The sequence below is a fragment of the Clostridium frigidicarnis genome (assembly GCF_900111985.1).
GTDB classification, from domain to species: domain Bacteria; phylum Bacillota; class Clostridia; order Clostridiales; family Clostridiaceae; genus Clostridium_Z; species Clostridium_Z frigidicarnis.
In genome coordinates this window covers 24,995-42,915 of record NZ_FOKI01000024.1, presented here as the reverse complement: position 1 = coordinate 42,915, position 17,921 = coordinate 24,995, and the positions used below count along the sequence as shown (strand labels likewise).

General features: G+C 30.5%; 15 protein-coding genes and 1 riboswitch. Of the genes, 1 reads left to right on the top strand and 14 read right to left on the bottom strand.

Annotation, left to right across the window (positions count from 1 at the left end; all coding sequences use genetic code 11):
• Positions 1 to 2: 2 nt before the first annotated feature.
• The 8 genes from BM119_RS13440 to BM119_RS13405 all read right to left on the bottom strand — a co-directional run bounded on the left by BM119_RS13440 (position 3) and on the right by BM119_RS13405 (position 8,396).
• Positions 3 to 1,367: an ethanolamine ammonia-lyase subunit EutB gene (locus BM119_RS13440; protein WP_090042228.1), complete on the bottom strand. Its 1,365-nt coding sequence runs from the start codon at positions 1,365 to 1,367 to the stop codon at positions 3 to 5.
• 17 nt (positions 1,368 to 1,384) lie between these two features.
• The gene (eutA, locus tag BM119_RS13435) at positions 1,385 to 2,818 is read right to left on the bottom strand and encodes an ethanolamine ammonia-lyase reactivating factor EutA (RefSeq protein ID WP_090042226.1); all 1,434 of its coding nucleotides are present in this window, start codon (positions 2,816 to 2,818) and stop codon (positions 1,385 to 1,387) included.
• 140 nt (positions 2,819 to 2,958) lie between these two features.
• A complete protein-coding gene (locus BM119_RS13430; RefSeq protein WP_090042224.1) occupies positions 2,959 to 4,392 on the bottom strand; it encodes a sensor histidine kinase in 1,434 nt (477 codons plus the stop codon).
• Positions 4,382 to 4,957: an ANTAR domain-containing response regulator gene (locus BM119_RS13425; protein ID WP_090042222.1), complete on the bottom strand. Its 576-nt coding sequence runs from the start codon at positions 4,955 to 4,957 to the stop codon at positions 4,382 to 4,384. The genes BM119_RS13430 and BM119_RS13425 overlap by 11 nt, the downstream gene beginning before the upstream one ends.
• A 25-nt stretch (positions 4,958 to 4,982) precedes the next feature.
• The gene (locus BM119_RS13420) at positions 4,983 to 5,411 is read right to left on the bottom strand and encodes a EutP/PduV family microcompartment system protein (protein ID WP_090042221.1); all 429 of its coding nucleotides are present in this window, start codon (positions 5,409 to 5,411) and stop codon (positions 4,983 to 4,985) included.
• A gap of 3 nt (positions 5,412 to 5,414) precedes the next feature.
• Positions 5,415 to 5,762, bottom strand: a complete 348-nt coding sequence (locus tag BM119_RS13415) for a BMC domain-containing protein (RefSeq protein ID WP_090042219.1) — start codon at positions 5,760 to 5,762, stop codon at positions 5,415 to 5,417.
• A 269-nt stretch (positions 5,763 to 6,031) separates the two neighbouring features.
• Complete coding sequence (locus BM119_RS13410) at positions 6,032 to 7,165, bottom strand: 1-propanol dehydrogenase PduQ (RefSeq protein ID WP_090042218.1); 1,134 nt, start codon at positions 7,163 to 7,165, stop codon at positions 6,032 to 6,034.
• Positions 7,166 to 7,628: 463 nt separating this feature from the next.
• Positions 7,629 to 7,847, bottom strand: a riboswitch (cobalamin riboswitch).
• 6 nt (positions 7,848 to 7,853) lie between these two features.
• A complete protein-coding gene (locus BM119_RS13405; protein WP_090042216.1) occupies positions 7,854 to 8,396 on the bottom strand; it encodes a GNAT family N-acetyltransferase in 543 nt (180 codons plus the stop codon).
• Positions 8,397 to 8,820: 424 nt separating this feature from the next.
• On the opposite strand from BM119_RS13405, the gene BM119_RS13400 reads away from it, so the two are divergent.
• Complete coding sequence (locus tag BM119_RS13400; protein WP_090042215.1) at positions 8,821 to 9,384, top strand: sigma-70 family RNA polymerase sigma factor; 564 nt, start codon at positions 8,821 to 8,823, stop codon at positions 9,382 to 9,384.
• Positions 9,385 to 9,767: 383 nt separating this feature from the next.
• Here the strand turns inward: BM119_RS13400 and gpmI are convergent, their stop codons facing one another.
• From gpmI to rpoN, 6 genes are all read right to left on the bottom strand, one after another.
• A complete protein-coding gene (gene gpmI / locus BM119_RS13395) occupies positions 9,768 to 11,294 on the bottom strand; it encodes a 2,3-bisphosphoglycerate-independent phosphoglycerate mutase (RefSeq protein WP_090042213.1) in 1,527 nt (508 codons plus the stop codon).
• A gap of 220 nt (positions 11,295 to 11,514) precedes the next feature.
• A complete protein-coding gene (tpiA, locus tag BM119_RS13390; protein WP_090042212.1) occupies positions 11,515 to 12,267 on the bottom strand; it encodes a triose-phosphate isomerase in 753 nt (250 codons plus the stop codon).
• A 177-nt stretch (positions 12,268 to 12,444) separates the two neighbouring features.
• Complete coding sequence (locus tag BM119_RS13385; RefSeq protein WP_090042210.1) at positions 12,445 to 13,638, bottom strand: phosphoglycerate kinase; 1,194 nt, start codon at positions 13,636 to 13,638, stop codon at positions 12,445 to 12,447.
• A 369-nt stretch (positions 13,639 to 14,007) separates the two neighbouring features.
• Positions 14,008 to 15,006 carry a type I glyceraldehyde-3-phosphate dehydrogenase gene (gene gap, locus BM119_RS13380; protein WP_090042208.1) on the bottom strand — a complete coding sequence of 333 codons (999 nt, stop codon included), beginning with the start codon at positions 15,004 to 15,006 and terminating at the stop codon, positions 14,008 to 14,010.
• 98 nt (positions 15,007 to 15,104) lie between these two features.
• A complete protein-coding gene (locus BM119_RS13375) occupies positions 15,105 to 16,127 on the bottom strand; it encodes a sugar-binding transcriptional regulator (RefSeq protein WP_090042207.1) in 1,023 nt (340 codons plus the stop codon).
• Positions 16,128 to 16,343: 216 nt separating this feature from the next.
• A complete protein-coding gene (gene rpoN, locus BM119_RS13370; protein ID WP_177199423.1) occupies positions 16,344 to 17,708 on the bottom strand; it encodes an RNA polymerase factor sigma-54 in 1,365 nt (454 codons plus the stop codon).
• Between the last annotated feature and the right edge of the window lie 213 nt (positions 17,709 to 17,921).

Here is a 17,921-nt window from a genome sequence, read left to right as displayed (position 1 = left end):
TCCTATCCTAAGAATATTGATCCATCTCCAGCTTTCTCTGTTAACTTACCATCTTTACTGAATCCCATTTTTTCCATCCACTCATCAAATTCTTTTACTGGTTTTAAACCAAGTAATTCTCTTAATGTAGCAGTTTCATGATATCCTGTAGTTTGGTAGTTAAGCATTATGTCATCTCCATGAGGTATTCCCATAAAGTATGTGCAACCTGCTGCTGAAAGTAATACTGATAAATTTTCTATATCATTTTGGTCAGCTTTCATGTGGTTTGTATAACAAGCATCACATCCCATTGGAATTCCTGTTAATTTACCCATGAAGTGATCCTCAAGACCTGCTCTTATAACTTGCTTTGCATCATATAAGTATTCTGGTCCTATGAATCCAACAACTGTGTTTACTAAGAATGGATCAAATTTCTTTGCAAATCCATAACATCTAGCTTCCATTGTTACTTGGTCAACACCATGATGTGCTTCTGAAGATAACTCTGAACCTTGTCCAGTTTCAAAGTACATTACGTTTGGACCTGTAGCAGTTCCATGCTTTAATGCAAGTTGTCTAGCATCTTCTATTGTCTGAGCATTAAATCCAAAAGCTTCATTTCCTTTTTCAGATCCAGCTATAGATTGGAATATAAGGTCAGCTGGTGCTCCATTTTTTATAGCTTCCATTTGAGTTGTAACGTGTGCAAGTACACAAGTTTGAGTTGGGATTTCCCACTTTCTCTTAAACTCATCAAATTTCTTTAATACCTTTGTAACACTCTCAACAGAGTCATCAACTGGGTTTAATCCAAGTACAGCATCTCCTATACCATAAGTTAAACCTTCCATAAGTGATGCCATTATTCCATCTGGATCATCTGTTGGGTGGTTTGGTTGTAATCTTGCTGATAAAGTTCCTGTTTCTCCTATTGTAGTGTTACAATGAGCAGTGACCTTTATTTTCTTTGCTCCTGTTACTAAGTCAAGGTTTGACATTATCTTAGCAACTGCAGCTACCATTTCTGAAGTTAATCCTCTAGATATTCTTCTTATGTCAGCTCCTGTTGTTTTACTATCTAATATCCATTCTCTAAATTCAGACACAGTCCAGTTCTTGATTTCTCCATAAATTTTTTCATTTACAGAATCTTGGATTATTCTTGTTACCTCATCTATTTCATAAGGTACAGCTGGATTATTTCTAAGATCAGCTAAAGTTAAGTTTGCTAATACAACCTTTGCCGCAACTCTCTCCTCTGCGGATTCAGCTGCCACTCCTGCTAATTTATCTCCTGATTTTTCTTCGTTTGCCTTTGCCATTACGTCCATAACAGACTTAAATTGATAAGTGTGTTTAAATAATTTAGTTTTTAAAATCACGATAATCCTCCTTCCGGTTAGTTAAATACTAATGTTTTTATAACAACTGGTAATACTTTACCCTCTGCCACTGGCTTCCCTATATCAATGTAATCTCCATTTTCAACTTTAATTCCATCGATACATATTACATGTTTTTTCAATTTTAATAATGAATACATAGCTTGTCCTAAGACTTTTGCCATATCATTTTCAACTATTACTATAAGTGGAAGTTCATTTTTTATAAGCTCTTCCATACCTCTTACAAGTCCTTTAGCTACCTCTTGTATTTCTACAAAAGATGGATTTTTTTTACCACTAATAGCTATGGCAACCTTTTGAAGGTCATTTTCAAGCTTAAACCAGTTTAACTTCTCTTTTATAGATTTTTCTAAAACTTCTGCTCCATTAAATTCATCTTCAAGAGACAGTTTTAGAATAGGAAGATTTTTTATTGGAAATTCTTCCTTTGTATATGTTATTGTGCTTCCACTAATTTCTGTAGTATGAGAACCTGCCCCAACTACTGTAGCTCTAATCGTCTCTAAAGACCTTACAACCTCTAGCTTCTTGCACAAGTCTGACTTTCTTATAGCTTTTCCAAGAAGTATACCTACATCTCCATATTTGAATATGTCATCAACTTCTCCATCATAATAAACATAATCTGCAACCCCCCCTGAGAAGGATATACATTTTATTTCTTCATTTAATCCTATAGACTTATTTGTGACTATAAAATCAAAAATTTCATCTTTTGGTTTTAATCCAACACTTTGTTCTAAACACTTAACCATCTCATCTATAACTGGTGCAAGCATTTCTACTGTGGTTTTATGTCCAAGCTTTATATCAAGATTTTTTTCTTTAATAATTCTTTCTATTTTAGGAGAAATATATGTTACTTCTCTTGTTTCAGTATCTAACTTTATAAGTCGTCCACCTATGTCAAGACATCCTGTTTCTTTTAAATCTCCCCTTGTAAATAGTGCTATATTACTTGTTCCTCCACCAATATCAAGGTTTACAACACTGGTAGAATGTTCTTTTGAGTAAATATGAGCTCCAGCTCCCTTTGCTGAAATAATACTTTCAAGATCGGGGCCTGCTGTTGCAACAACAAAATCTCCTGCAAATCCACTTAGAGTGTGAAGAACATCATTTGCATTTTCTTTTCTTGCAGTTTCACCTGTAATGATTACTGCCCCTATTTTAATGTCTTCTTTGTTTATTCCTGATTTCTTATACTCCATATCAACTATTTCTTTAACCCTTTGGGCATTAATTTCCTTATTTGATAAAAGTGGTGTAAAGTGAACATCGCTTCTATAAATAATTTCCTTATCTACTATTGATATTCTTGGTACAGAAAAGCTTGAGGCCAAATTTTCAATTATTAACTTTGAAAATATAAGTTGAGTAGTGCTAGTTCCAATATCTATTCCAACACTTATTAATTCCTCTCTCACTATAATCACCTCCTAAATAAAAAGGCTTAAAGTTACAGCATGGTTATCTAGTAATTTCTTAACTAGATTTTTTCCATGAATCTATAACCTTAAGCCTCTTTGCTTAATTCAAGCTACTTCTCCGTAGCTCATAGTAGATATTAAATTTTTATTGGGAACTTAAATTGTACCTTTGTTCCTGTATTATTTGATATTATGTTTATATCTCCTCTTAGTTTATCTTTAATATAACTTTTAACTATTGATAATCCTAAGCTAGAGTTACTTTCCTTTGATGTATCGAATCCTTCACCATTATCTTCTACTGATATTATCTTATTTTCCTCATCTCCACTTATTGATATCTCTATTTTACCGCTTTTTAAATTTTTAAAAGCATGATCAAAACAGTTTTGTATAAGTTCATTTATAATTAATGAGATTGAAGTTATTCTATCAGTATCTAAGTAAAAATCTTCTCCATTAACTTCTATGTCAATTTTATGAGATATATTATTAAAATACCTTTTTGCATTATTAGCTACAGCATTTATAACATCCATTATATTAACTTCATCTTTTATTTCCTTTGATAAAAGTTCATGGGTAGCTGCAATTGCTAATATTCTATTAACACTTTCCTCTAATGTAACCTTTGCTTCTTCACTTTTACATCTTCTACTTTGTATTCTTAAAAGTGATGCAACCGTTTGAAGATTATTTTTTACCCTATGGTGTATTTCTCTTATTGCAACTGACTTTGAAATTATTTCAGCCTCTTTATTTTTTATTTCTGTTATATCTTTTATAATTTCTACCACACTTAAATCTTCTTCGTTAGTTAGTACTGTTTTTACTTTAAAGTAAAAATCTCCAACTTTAACTTCTCTTTTCAAAACCTTTTTACCATTACAATACCTTATTTGCTTATTTAAATTGTCAAATTTCTTATTATCTAATGACACTTTATCATAATGAGTTTCCTCTATGTCATTTTTTTTATCCAGCATTTTATATAGTATTGAAGCCTTGTTATTTTTTATTTTTAATTTACCTTCGTTGTCAAATATAAGAATAGCATCATCCAAATTATTGTTTACTATTTGATTTGAATTTATTAAATTCATTAATTTTTGAGATTCAGTATTTGTTTCTATTGATTTATTTAAACCTATCTTAAAATCTTCCTTTATCTCATTACTTATATCTTTTTCAACAATAAGAACTGCAATAACTTTGTTATCATTCTTTATAGGATGTATTTTTTGTTTTACAAATTTATATTCCTGAGTTAATGCTCTTATATCCTTTGAAGGAAGTCCTTTTTCTAAAGCTTTTAAAACCCCTGGTTCATTACTTCTTAATGCCTTCTTCCCTATTACAGAATCATGATAAACTGATTTTTTTGGTTTTGCTTCTGCAACAACGATAGCAACATTTCTACTTTTTGATAAAACATCTATAAAAACATCACTATTCTCAAAATCCGCCATAAAATCCAAGGATTTAGATATATCTATTATTTTACTTATATCATTATTTGAAAGACTTGTGTACTTTTTACAAAGCTCATTAATAGTGTATTTAGTCTTCATAGCCTATTATTATGGTCTTTGCAATGTCAACCATTGAACATCTTTTATCCATGCTTAATTTTCTTATGTTTTTATAAGAATCATCTTCACTTACATTAAGCTCTTTCATTAATATTCCTTTGGCCTTTTCTACAAGTTTTCTTTCATCTAATTTTAAGTTTGCCTTATCTAAATCTTTTCTAAGCTTTTTAAACTCATTTACCTTTGATAAACACATTTCTATAGTTGGTATAAATGATTTCTCATCTAACGGCTTTACTAAATATCCAAAAGCACCTACATTCTTTGCTTTTTCAATAAATCCTGAATCATTAAATGCTGTTAAAAGTAATATCCCACCCGCTAGACTTTCCATAGAAATTCTTTTACTTGCTTTAAGTCCATCTAACACTGGCATTTGAATATCCATTATTACTAAATCTGGGTTAAAACTTTTACAAACTTCAATTGCACTGAAGCCATCGGCTGCCTCACCTACTACGTCGTAGCCTTGCGCCTCTAAGATATCACGAATATCCATTCTAGTAATAGGTTCATCGTCGACTATTACGATTTTTTTATTCATAATGTTTTTTCCACCCCAATTTATTTCACTTTAAATATTGAAGTAATTCTTCTATACCTTCGCTCTTCAAAGTATTAACTTTAAATATTTTTGTAGCTCCAGCTAATTTTAGCCTCTCCTCAGCTTTTATAATGGATTGTTCATCATATGCTAAGTCTACTTTTGTTATTATACCAATTATGTCTTTAGGAAACATTGCTCCAAACCCTGGAGGAATGTAACCCTCTTCCTCTGTACAGTCATATACTAAAGCTATAACGTCCGCATCTGCTGCAGTAACAATTAAAGCTCTATATAAAGATCTATTTTCTATATATTCTCCTGGAGTATCTATAGAATTATCATAAAGTTCAATGGCTTGTGTTTTTCGGTACTGTAAATTCAATTTATTTAGGCTTTGACAAAGAGTTGTTTTTCCACACCCTGTCTTACCTATAAATATCGCTTTTTTCATAACTTAAGTCCTTGTTATTTTTGTTGATGAGAAACCTAAAATATTCTCAAGAACATTTAACACTTCTTTTATAGCCGATTCTACTGAACTTACATCACCTGTTAACACTAAAGAGCCACTAAATCTATCAATAAATCCAAGATTTACTCCTGCTGCTTTAGTAGCAACATCTGCACCTATTATTGCTGCTTCACTAGGAGTTATAGTTAATATTCCAATTGCATCTCTTTTTTCCATAACTAATCCTAATTTTTTGTAAATTTCTTCATTCGGGTTAGCTATTATATGAGCAAGAGTCACCTGTTTACCTGGTACATATTCTTGTATTACTCTTTGTTTAGTTTCATCCATTTAATTCACCCTACTTTACTATAAATTATAAGGTTTTCATACTGGTGCATAGTACCTTTTTTATCCTCAGTAACCTTATTTTTCATTGTCATTCATTAACAAATCAAAATTTATTTTTTTGCACATATACCTAATAAAAGCCCCTTAAAAATACATTAATATATCTTTAAGAAGCTTCTTTGCTTTCAAATCTCACACTCCATTGTGCTTAATTTAATTATATGATTAACCTCATATCTTGTCAATATTTTTGTTAAAGTTTTATGTTTTTATTCCATTATTATTTCTACAATCTTAATTACATCATTTTTAGTTGGGACTTTAGGATTAGTTTTTGTACATTTATCTAAAAGAGCTAACTCTCCTATTTCATCTTTTAAACTTTGTACATCTTTCGTATCAACACCGCATGACTTTAATGTTGTTGACATATTCATTTGTTTTTGCATTTTCTTTATTTCATTTATAAGGCTTCTAACTCCCATTCTAGGATTAGATGAAGGTAATCCTAATATTCTAGCAACATTACAATATCTCTTTGCTGCCTCTGAGAAATTAGTATTACTATATCCTGTTATATCCGCATTATATTCAATTACATGAGGTAATAATAATGCATTAGTTCTTCCATGAGGAATATGGAACTTTCCACCTAAAACATGAGCTATACCATGATTTAATCCTAAAGATGCTGCATTAAATGCTAGTCCAGCTAAGCAAGATGCATTATGCATTTTTTCTCTAGCCTTCATGTTCTCTCCATTTTCATAGGCTTCTAAAAGATTATTAAACACTAAAACTACAGCCTTTTCAGCTAAAGCATCTGAAAAATCAGTAGCATCAGTTGAAACATATGCTTCTAAAGCGTGAGTTAAAACATCCATACCAGTATCTGCTGTTATAACGTTTGGAACAGTTTTTACTAGTTCTGGATCTAGTATAGCAACATCTGGTAACAAATCATCTGAAACTAAAGGATATTTTGTTCCTTTTTTCTTATCAGTTATTACTGAAAAAGATGTTACTTCTGAACCAGTACCACTAGTTGTTGGTATTGCTATGAATTCCATTTTTTCTAAGGATACTATTTTCTTTGAAAAATCCATTATAGCTTTTGCTGCATCTATTGAAGATCCTCCGCCTAAAGCAATAAGAACCCCTGGATTAAACTTGCTTATTTCTTCTATTCCACGAACTACAAGCTCTATTGGTGGGTCTGGAACAATTTCACTAAACACTGTATATTCAACATCTTGTAGCATTTCTGTTACTTTATCTATAGCTCCTGATTTCACCATAAATGGATCAGTAACTATAAATACTCTTTTAGATTTTATTTCCTTTAAGTACTGAAGAGAACCCTCCCCAAAATAAATCCCTGTTTTTATCTTAAAACTTTCCATATCTTTCTCTCCTTTATTTTTTGAGTTGAAAGTGGAGAGTTGAAAGTTATGGCTGATTTTTCTACTAAAAATCCTAAATTAAAAATTTAATTCTTAGGTTTTTGAACACAATCAACAAAACATCCTTCACTCTCAACTTTCAATTTTTAACTATTGTAACGATAAAAACGCAAAAGCTCCATAGGTTCAAACCTATGGAGCTTCACTGCTCTTTCGCACTTCTTTGTGCTATTTTAAATATACTATTTTAGAAAAACATTGTCAACAATCATCTCCATTGATGATTATAAAAATATCTTCATTGATATCTTGTTGACTTTGTTTTTAGGGAAGAGTTTAAGTTATTCTTGAATATTTAATTATTCAAAGAAATAAAAAAACCACAGAACTCTTCTGTGGATAAAGTCGATTCAATAATTCTATATAAATATAGAAAATATTTCTTCTCTTCCCTCCGAAGATAGATCATGTTAGCTTAACTGCAAGTATCCTGGCTTTCACTTCATCCTTAAAACAACCTTCCCAAGGGCATATATCCTTAGTGGTATTTCTGCTTCTCGTCAGTGAATACAGTAGCGGGGGCTGCTGTGGCCTTTAACCACATTCCATAACAGCGTAGCTTTTAATTAAGTATTTAATTTACTTTCATCTTCATTATACTACATTGAACTAAAAAGTAAAGATTTATTTACTTCATTTCTTTTTCTAAAATATCCATTAATACAAAACTACGATAATTTTTTTCAGCATCTATCCATGCATCTCTTCTTATACCTATTTCTTTAAAACCGACTTTTTTATATAAATTTCTAGCTCTTGTGTTTTCAAATAAAGTATCTAATTCAATACGATGCAAGTTAAATTCCTTAAAAAGATATGTTAAAAACGTCCTTAATGTATCTTCACCATAACCTTTTCCTTGATAATCAACCTCGCAAATTTTTATTCCTATTGTACAACTTTTATTTTCTAAATCTAAATCATGAAAGACAAGTTCTCCTATTCTTTCTTCAGTATTTTTATCTAATACAATAAACATTCTTGATTTTCTATATTTATTCATGTCGTTCAATTGATTTTTTATGTTATCTTTAAGACCCTCAATATCTGTTTTAACTCCATTTGTAAACCCAACATGTTTCATTACCTCTCCATTACCCCACCATTTACATAATAAATCTGCATCACTTAAGCTTATTTTTCTTATTCTTACTTTATCTCCTTGTATCATCATTCAGCCTCCTTAAACTAAATTTTTTATTACATTTATCTGCCACTATAAACATATTACTACATTTCAAAAGTAAATTGTTAGATTTTTCAGAAAATTAACATTATATTTCAAATCTTAATTTAATTTAATTCATATTTGCTCCTCATTTATCAAATCATCAGATTATGTACTTGTCTATTTCTTTTCTCCAAAAACCTTATCCAATGCCTACCGTTACTAATTTCTAATCCCTCCTTTATTAAACCTGTATCAACTTCAATCACTCTTAACTCTTCCTTTACTTTCCCAAATCATAATATCTCTCCATACTATTTTTTATTCTATCATATAAAAATTTCATATCCATACAAGGAATTGTTACACTCATGTCAAGCTTTAGAAATGAAGAATAGAAATTTTAGAATGAAGGAGGTCTCAACCTATGGATATTGATATTCTAAAAAAAGCAAAACTTGGGGATGAAAATTCTTTAAATGATGTACTAATAAAATTGGACCCAATGGTTAATAAATTATGCAGGAACGTATTTATTAGAGGATATGAATTTGATGATCTTAAGAGTTTAGCTAAAATATCTATATTAAACGCTATAAAATCCTTTAATGTGGAGGGTAACTACCCTTTTGAACCTTATGTATACGTTGCTATAAAGAATAATATGAACAATGAAATAAGAAAAACTGTTAAACATAAAGATGTGCTAAGCCTTAATTTCAAACTTAATAATGAGGATATGGAGGCTATAGAATTATTATCTAATGATGAAACTTTAGAGGACTATGAAGATAGAAAATTCTTTGGTTTAAAATTAAATGAATACTTACAATCCTTAACTTCTAAAGATAAAGAACTTTTGGGTGGATTTCTTTTAAATAAAAGAGGCTTTATTAAAGATTACGCTCTTAAATATAACGAAGATTATTTTAGATGCAGACGAAGAAAAGAAAGACTTCTTAAATGTTTGATTAATCATTTAAGTGGTTAAAAATCACAATTTGTTCGAAGCAAAGCGAGTTTTCCTTTTGGAATTTAACTATATTTAAACATGAAAGTGGCTAAGGCGTAGTACATATCTGAATGAGCTGTATAATTGTTGGTATAAAAAATATCACTGACTATAAAAGTTGAGAATTGAGAGTTAAAAATTGAAAGTTGTATATAACTAGAAAATGTGCATATAAGCGTTAATAAACTATCTGGCGAACATTAAGTATTCTTATTATGAAAAAGCCTTGATTCCGTTAAAAATTCCAATTTGTTCGAAGCGAAGCAAGTTATTGGAATTTAGGAATCAAGGTTTTTTTATAATTTAGAATACTATGTGCAACCAGCTAGTTTATGTTGCTTATATGCACATTTTCTTTTTCATTACTTTATTAAGTTTTTTCCTGTCATTTCAGAAGGTACTTCAACACCCATAACACTTAACATTGTAAGAGCTATATCAGAAAGTTTACCTTCTTCCATATCTTTAGCATCTTTAGCCACATATAAGAATGGTACTGGTTCTGATGTATGAGAAGTCATAGGCTTTCCTGTTGAATAATCTATCATTTGCTCTGCATTTCCATGGTCAGCAGTTATAAATACAGATCCTTCTTTTTCAAGAACTTTTTCAACTACTTTTCCAAGGCATTCATCTACAGCTTCTATTGCTTTCTTAGCTGCTTCAAATACTCCTGTATGTCCAACCATATCTGGGTTAGCATAGTTTACTATTACTACATCATACTTGTCTGACTCTAATCTATTTATTAATTCATCAGTAAGCTCATATGCGCTCATCTCTGGTTTAAGATCATAAGTTGCAACCTTTGGAGATTGTATTAATGCTCTATCTTCTCCTTCATATGGAGCTTCTACTCCTCCATTAAAGAAGAATGTTACGTGAGCATATTTTTCTGTTTCAGCTATTCTTAATTGAGTTTTACCTATTTTAGATAGATATTCTCCTAAAGTATTATTATAATTACTTGGTTTATAAGCTACATATACCTTCTCTATTGTCTTATCATATTGAGTCATTGTTATAAATGTAAGATCTAATTTTTCTCTTTTAAATCCATCAAATACCTCATCATTTATAGCTCTAGTTATTTCTCTTGCTCTATCTGGTCTAAAGTTAAAGAATATAACTGAATCCCCATTAGATATTTTAGCTACTTGGTTACCATCTTTCATTATTACACATGGTAAAACAAACTCGTCTGTTTTATTATCATGGTAAGATGCTTCCATTGCTTCTACTGCACTGTTTGCAGTTTCACCTTTAGCTAAAGCCATTGCATTATATGCAAGTTCTACTCTTTCCCATCTCTTATCTCTATCCATAGCATAGTATCTACCTGAAACAGTTGCTATTTCACCTACTCCTATTTCTTTCATGTAGTTTTCTATTTCTACAATGAAATCTTTTCCTGATGATGGTGCAACATCTCTACCATCCATGAAAGGATGAACATATACTTTAGTTAATCCCTTTTTCTTTGCCATATCTAAAAGACCTTTTAAATGATCTATATGAGAGTGAACCCCCCCATCAGATAATAACCCTAAAAGATGTAGTGCAGTTCCTTTTTCCTTAGCACTATCCATAGCTAAATTTAAAGTTTCATTCTTAAAGAAGTTACCTTCTTCTATTTCTTTAGTTATTCTAGTAAGCTCTTGGTATATTACTCTTCCAGCACCTATATTTAAATGTCCAACTTCAGAGTTACCCATTTGTCCCTTTGGAAGTCCAACTTCTAACCCACTTGCAGCAAGCTGTGTGTGTGGATAATTATTAAAATATTTATCATAGTTAGGTTTTTTAGCTGCACGTACAGCGTTTCCATCGACCTTATCACTTATTCCAAATCCATCTAATATCATTAGCATTACAGGCTTTTTACTCATCAATCTTCCTCCTGAAAACCAAAATCCTTATTTTTTATATTAAGTCTTAATTTTTACTTTTCTTATTTAAATAATACTATGTAAGTATTAAAAAAAACAATGTCTACAAACAGCTATTTATTAGTAAAAGAGAAGGTGAAAAACATTTTCACCTTTTGATCTCTCCTTCTTTATTTGAGTTACTAACTCTCTCTAAAGTTGCTTGCTTTACATTGTTAAATTATTTACCAAAGTTTACTATTCCAGCAAAATCCTTAGCTAAAAGACTAGCTCCTCCAACTAAAGCTCCATCTATATCAGACATTCCCATTTGCTCTTTTATTGTATTTGGTTTAACTGATCCACCGTATTGTATTCTTACCTTATCAGCTACTTCTTTTCCGTATAATTCTTCAACAACATTTCTTATAGCAGCTATTGTTTCGTTAGCTTGCTCAGATGTAGCAGTTTTTCCTGTTCCTATAGCCCATATTGGCTCATAAGCTATAACTGTTTTTTCCATTTGCTCTTTAGTTAATCCCATAACATCAAGTTTAACTTGAACAGCTAAAACTTCATTTGTCACATTAGCTTCTCTTTGTTCTAGTGTTTCTCCTATACAAAGTATTGGAAGTAAATTATGAGCGAAAGCAGCTTTCATTTTCTTATTTACTGTACAATCTGTTTCATTGAAGTATTGTCTTCTTTCACTATGTCCTAATACAACACAGTCAACTCCCATAGCTTCAAGCATTCCTGGAGCAACTTCTCCTGTGAAAGCTCCTTTTTCTTCAAAGTGCATGTTTTGAGCACCTATCATTATGTTACTTCCTTTAGCAGCTTTTATAGCAGCATCTAAAGCTACAAATGGTACACAAAGCGCTACTTCACAAGTTGCTTCAGTTACAAGTGGTTTTAATTCCTCTATAGTTTTAACTGCCTCATCAACAGTATAGTGCATTTTCCAGTTTCCAGCTATTATTGGTTTTCTCATTATATAACACTCCTTATATTTTAATTGATCATTAACCATTGGATTATCTTTGTCTTCAATAGACAATTGTCAATTAACATTTTATATTTTAATTTTAGTGGTAAGTTTATAGTTAAAACTCTTCTTAAGACTAATCTAAATTTTTGCATTATTAAACACAATTAGTAAATATATATACTATTTATTATTTAATGCAGATATTCCTGGTAAATCTTTTCCTTCTAAAAACTCAAGAGAAGCTCCACCACCAGTTGATATATGAGTCATCTTATCTCCGAATCCTAATATATTAACAGCTGCAGCACTGTCTCCTCCACCTATTATTGTAGTTGCAGAAGAATTAGCCATAGCTTTAGCTACTTCTATTGTTCCTTTTGCAAAGTTTTCAAATTCAAATACTCCCATTGGTCCGTTCCAGATAACTGTTTTAGCTTCTTTAACAGCATCAGCATACATTTTTGCAGTCTTTGGTCCTATATCTAACCCCATATGACCTTCTGGTATGTTCTGATCTTCTGTTATTATTGGAGTTGCATCAGCACTGAATTTATTTCCAACTATATTATCTACAGGAAGTAATAATTTAACGCCTTTAACCTTAGCCTTCTCCATCATTTCTTTAGCATACTCTACTTTATCAGCTTCAAGAAGTGAAGTTCCTATTGTATATCCTTGAGCTTTTAGGAATGTATAAGCCATTCCTCCACCTATTATTAAAGTATCAACTTTATCAAGTAAGTTATTTATTACATTTATCTTATCAGAAACTTTAGCTCCTCCTAAGATAGCAACAAATGGTTTTACTGGATTTTCAACAGCATCACCTAAGAACTTAAGCTCTTTTTGAATTAAATATCCACAAGCAGCTTCTTCTACAAAGTTTGTTACTCCAACTGTTGAACAGTGAGCTCTATGAGCAGTTCCAAATGCATCATTTACATATACATCAGCAAGTGAAGCTAAATCTTTTGAGAATGTCTCTTCATTTTTACCTTCTTCTTTTCTGAATCTAGTATTTTCAAGAAGAACTACATCCCCTTCATTCATTTCAGTTACAGCTTTTTTAGCATTTTCTCCAACAACAATATCATCCGCTGCAAAAATTACTTCTTTTCCTAACATTTCAGATAACCTTCTAGCTACTGGTGCTAAACTTAATGTTGCATCTGGTCCCTTAGCTTTTCCAAGATGTGAGCAAAGTATAACTTTAGCTCCATTTTCTACTAAGTATTTTATTGTTGGCATAGCTCCAACTAGTCTATTTTCATCTGTTATTTTTCCGTCCTTTAGTGGCACATTAAAGTCGCATCTTACTAATACTTTTTTACCCTTAACTTGTAAATCTTCTACTGTTTTCTTATTGAAATTCATTTTATCCACCTCTTCAAATTATATTGATGGTATTACTTTAAATTATTAACCCTAATACCGTTTAACACCATGATATTATAACATATAAATCTAAATTATTTTAACTATGACAGTGGCATAGTTTATAGTGACAAGTTTAGAAATCTTCCTCAGAAGATTTCATCCTTAACTTATAACTTTTCACTTGCAATTTGTCACTATAAGTTATACTCAGATTTAAGACTTCTTTAGCCTTAGATTTTATTAACCTTTTAGACTTTTAAATTTTATATAATGACATAATCTTATATTAAAAGGTCTGGCCTTATAGTCTCAGATAACTACAAAACCAGACCTATACATGCCTTTTTAATGTATTAACTTATAAAATTACTTTGTTACGAAGTACTTTAAAGTTCTTATTAATTGAGAAGTGTAAGACATTTCATTGTCATACCAAGAAGCAACTTTTACTAATTGCTCTCCATTAACTTCCATAACTTTAGTTTGAGTTGCATCAAATAATGATCCAAAGCTCATTCCTATTACATCTGAAGAAACTATTTCGTCTTCAGTGTATCCAAATGATTCGTTAGCTGCTGCTTCCATAGCTTTGTTTATTTCTTCAACTGATGTTTTCTTTCCTAAAGTACATACTACTTCAGTTAATGAACCAGTTATAACTGGAACTCTTTGAGCTCCTCCATCTAACTTACCAGCTAATTCAGGTATTACTAAACCTATAGCTTTAGCTGCTCCAGTTGAGTTTGGAACTATGTTTCCTGCTGCTGCTCTACCTCTTCTTAAATCACCTTTTTTGTGTGGTGCGTCTAATGTGTTTTGGTCATTAGTGTAAGCATGGATTGTAGTCATAAATCCTTTAGTTAATCCAAACTTATCATTTAATACTTTAGCCATTGGTGCTAAACAGTTTGTTGTACAAGATGCTCCAGATACAACTGTCTCTGTTCCGTCTAATACATCATGATTTACGTTAAATACAACTGTTTTTAAATCTCCAGTAGCTGGTGCTGATATAACAACCTTTTTAGCTCCTGCTTGTATATGAGCTTCTGCTTTTTCTTTAGAAGCGAAGAATCCAGTACATTCTAGTACTACATCTACTCCTAATTGTCCCCATGGTAAGTTAGCTGGGTTAGCTTCTGCTGTTACCTTTATTTCTTTTCCGTTAACTATGAAAGCGCCCTCTTTAACTTCTATTTTACCATTGAATCTTCCTTGAGCTGAGTCATATTTGAATAAGTGTGCTAATGTTTTAGAATCTGTTAAGTCGTTTATAGCAACTACCTCAAATTCTGGGTTCTCTATCATCTTTCTTAATGCTAATCTTCCTATTCTACCAAATCCATTAATTGCAACTTTTACCATTTAACATTACCTCCAAAATACCTTTTTATATAAATATATATTCATTAAGAATATTTATACACATGTTTAATATTGTTAATAAGAGCTAACTTTATTTACTAAATATTTTCTAATATTTTTCTTGCAGCTCCCTCATCAGTAATTAAAATACCTTGAGTACTTTTAATCTGTGTTGATACAATAGCGTCAGATTTATTTTGTCCTCCTGCTACAGCTATTATACTTTTTATATTTTTAGTATCTTCTCTTGAAACACATACTGTGGATGTAGCATAAACTACATTCCCATCTTTATCAAAGTAGCATCCATAAGCTTCTCCAATGGCTCCAAGATTAAGTATCTCATTAACTTTTTCTTCAGATAATCCTCTTTTATAGCACATTTTTTCTGCTTTTCCAATACCATATACAAGAATATCTGCATTTTTAATATTATCAATTACATCTTTAATTTCTGTTTCATTTAATATAGTATTTAAAGCTTTATCACTTAGATTATCTGGTATGTGAAGCATTTTATAATTACACTTTAGTTTATTAGCTAAACTAGCTGCTAAGGTATTTGCTTGAGATTCAACATTTCTACCCATTCCACCTCTAGCAGGAACTACTAATACTTCTGGCATACTATTAATTTTAGGGAAATTATCTATTATTTCCTTAATGGTGCTTCCACCAGCTAAAGCTATTATACTATCATTTTTCAAAATAGATTTTATATAATTTGCAGCAGCTCTTCCCATTTCTTTTCTTACTGATTCATCATCATCAGCATCTCCTGGTACAACTACTACATCATGTAGCCCTAAATATTCTTTAAGAGCTAATTCAACTTCTGTAAGACCTTTAATCTCATGAATAAAGTTTTTTAATTCCTCTAAAACTTCTTCACCCTCATCTGTTACCGTCATTCCTGGAGTGTTTACTTCAATTAAGTTTTGCGCTTTTAGAAAATTCACTTCTGTTCTTACAATTCTTTCTCCCATATTAAGCCTATTGGCAAGTATTCTTCTACCTATGGGTTCATTGTAATATATATTTTTCAATATATTATATCTCTTTTCTAAAAGTTCTAATAACTCTGGAACTAGCTTTTGTTGTAACTTTAAAATTTCATTCACCTCAAACACTCCTTTGGTCTTTTCACGTCCCAGTAAAAACTTTTATGTCCCACAACTTCATTATAAGTTATTTTTAGGAATTTTAAAATAGGTTTTTTCATAAAATTTCATTAAATTACTAAAATATCTCCCTCGTACTTAAAATTAGTACCTTTTTCGCACAAAATACAAAGCCCACAACATTTATATTTTACATAAATATCGTGGGCTTTATTCTTATAATCTTTTTCTTTTACTAGAAGATTTTATACCAATTTCCTCTCTATACTTAGCTACTGTCCTTCTTGATATGTTCATGTCTTTTTTATTTAATTCATCACATATAACCTGATCTGAAAGTGGTTTTTTCTTATCTTCTTTATCTATTAATAATTTAATTTCATTTTTTATATTAACTACAGATACATCCTCTTCTAATACGTTAGTTACTCCTTGAGTAAAGAAATCCTTTATTCTAATTGTACCTCTAGGTATATATACATATTTATCTCTTATTGCCCTACTTACAGTAGATTCATGGACTTCAAGTTCATCTGCAATTTCTTTCAATGTCATAGGTTTTAAATAATTCATTCCATTATCTAAAAAATCTTTTTGCTTTTCAATAATTTTTTCTAAAACTCTATAAATAGTACTTTTCCTTTGTTCAACACTTTTTATTAAAAACATTGCACCATTCATTTTGTTTTTCACATAATCAACTGCATTTTTATCATTTTCATTATTGATTATTTCTTTATAAAGGTTATTTATTGATAGTTTAGGTGTTATTGATTCATTCATAACTATTACATAGTCATCATTAATTTTTTTTATATACGCATCTGGTGATATATATTTTACTTTCTCGCCTGTATAAAAGCCTCTTGATGGCTTAGGCTCTAAAGTTTTTATCATATCTCCATATCCTTGAGCTTCCTTAGGTGTGATTTTAAGATCCCTTGCTATAACCTGATATTTGTTATCAGCAATATTTTGTAAATGGTTTTCTACCATTTTAAATATTTTTTCATTTTTCATCTCTTTTTTCTCTAACTGAATCTTTAAACATTCCCTTAAGTCTCTCGCTCCAATACCATCTGGTTCTAATCCTTGTATAATTGTTAATGCTTTTTGTAAATCCTTAACATCCGCAGATATTTCTTTTGCCATTTCTTCTATTGACATTGGTAAATATCCCCTAGCATCTATGTTTTCTATTATGTACTTACATAAAATTTCTAAGTAATCATTTTCATTTAATTCAATTATCTGCTGTTCTAAATATTCTTCAAGAGAGGTTGGGTTGCTTATAAATGTGAAAGGCGATACTTCATCATTATCATAATTTCCTAAACTTTGAGACCCATAATTATCAAACTCAAAATATTTAATAAGTTCCTTGTAATCAATTCTATCTTGTATTGTACTCTCTTCATTTTCTTCATTGTTTTTTGCTTCTAGTACAGGATTTTCCTGAAGTTCCTTGTCTATATACTCTTGAAGCTCTATTCCTGACATTTGCAAAAGTTTTATAGATAATTGCATTTTTTGTGTCATTATAAGTTTTTGTTCTTGGGTAAGATTAAGCATAAAATCCATTTTCATAGTCTATTCACCTCTCTTCAACCAACTGCTTTCACTATATAGTTTATATTATATAACAGAAAAACTCAATGAATAAAATTACATTTTAAAAGTGGCTATACCATTTCTTAACTGATAAGTAAAAAGTAACAAGTGGCAAGTTATAGTTTAAAATCACAGATTTTCTTTAAAATATCTTTAATAATGAATTTAATAATTTTATGATTT

Bases quoted from the DNA above. Each gene is read 5' to 3' on its own strand.
- BM119_RS13385 (WP_090042210.1), bottom strand. From the start codon at position 13,638: ATGAATTTCAATAAGAAAACAGTAGAAGATTTACAAGTTAAGGGTAAA.
- gap (WP_090042208.1), bottom strand. From the start codon at position 15,006: ATGGTAAAAGTTGCAATTAATGGATTTGGTAGAATAGGAAGATTAGCA.
- rpoN (WP_177199423.1), bottom strand. From the start codon at position 17,708: ATGGATTTTATGCTTAATCTTACCCAAGAACAAAAACTTATAATGACA.
- BM119_RS13430 (WP_090042224.1), bottom strand. From the start codon at position 4,392: ATGAAGACTAAATACACTATTAATGAGCTTTGTAAAAAGTACACAAGT.
- BM119_RS13425 (WP_090042222.1), bottom strand. From the start codon at position 4,957: ATGAATAAAAAAATCGTAATAGTCGACGATGAACCTATTACTAGAATG.
- BM119_RS13405 (WP_090042216.1), bottom strand. From the start codon at position 8,396: ATGATACAAGGAGATAAAGTAAGAATAAGAAAAATAAGCTTAAGTGAT.
- BM119_RS13410 (WP_090042218.1), bottom strand. From the start codon at position 7,165: ATGGAAAGTTTTAAGATAAAAACAGGGATTTATTTTGGGGAGGGTTCT.
- BM119_RS13415 (WP_090042219.1), bottom strand. From the start codon at position 5,762: ATGGATGAAACTAAACAAAGAGTAATACAAGAATATGTACCAGGTAAA.
- BM119_RS13400 (WP_090042215.1), top strand. From the start codon at position 8,821: ATGGATATTGATATTCTAAAAAAAGCAAAACTTGGGGATGAAAATTCT.
- gpmI (WP_090042213.1), bottom strand. From the start codon at position 11,294: ATGAGTAAAAAGCCTGTAATGCTAATGATATTAGATGGATTTGGAATA.
- BM119_RS13420 (WP_090042221.1), bottom strand. From the start codon at position 5,411: ATGAAAAAAGCGATATTTATAGGTAAGACAGGGTGTGGAAAAACAACT.
- tpiA (WP_090042212.1), bottom strand. From the start codon at position 12,267: ATGAGAAAACCAATAATAGCTGGAAACTGGAAAATGCACTATACTGTT.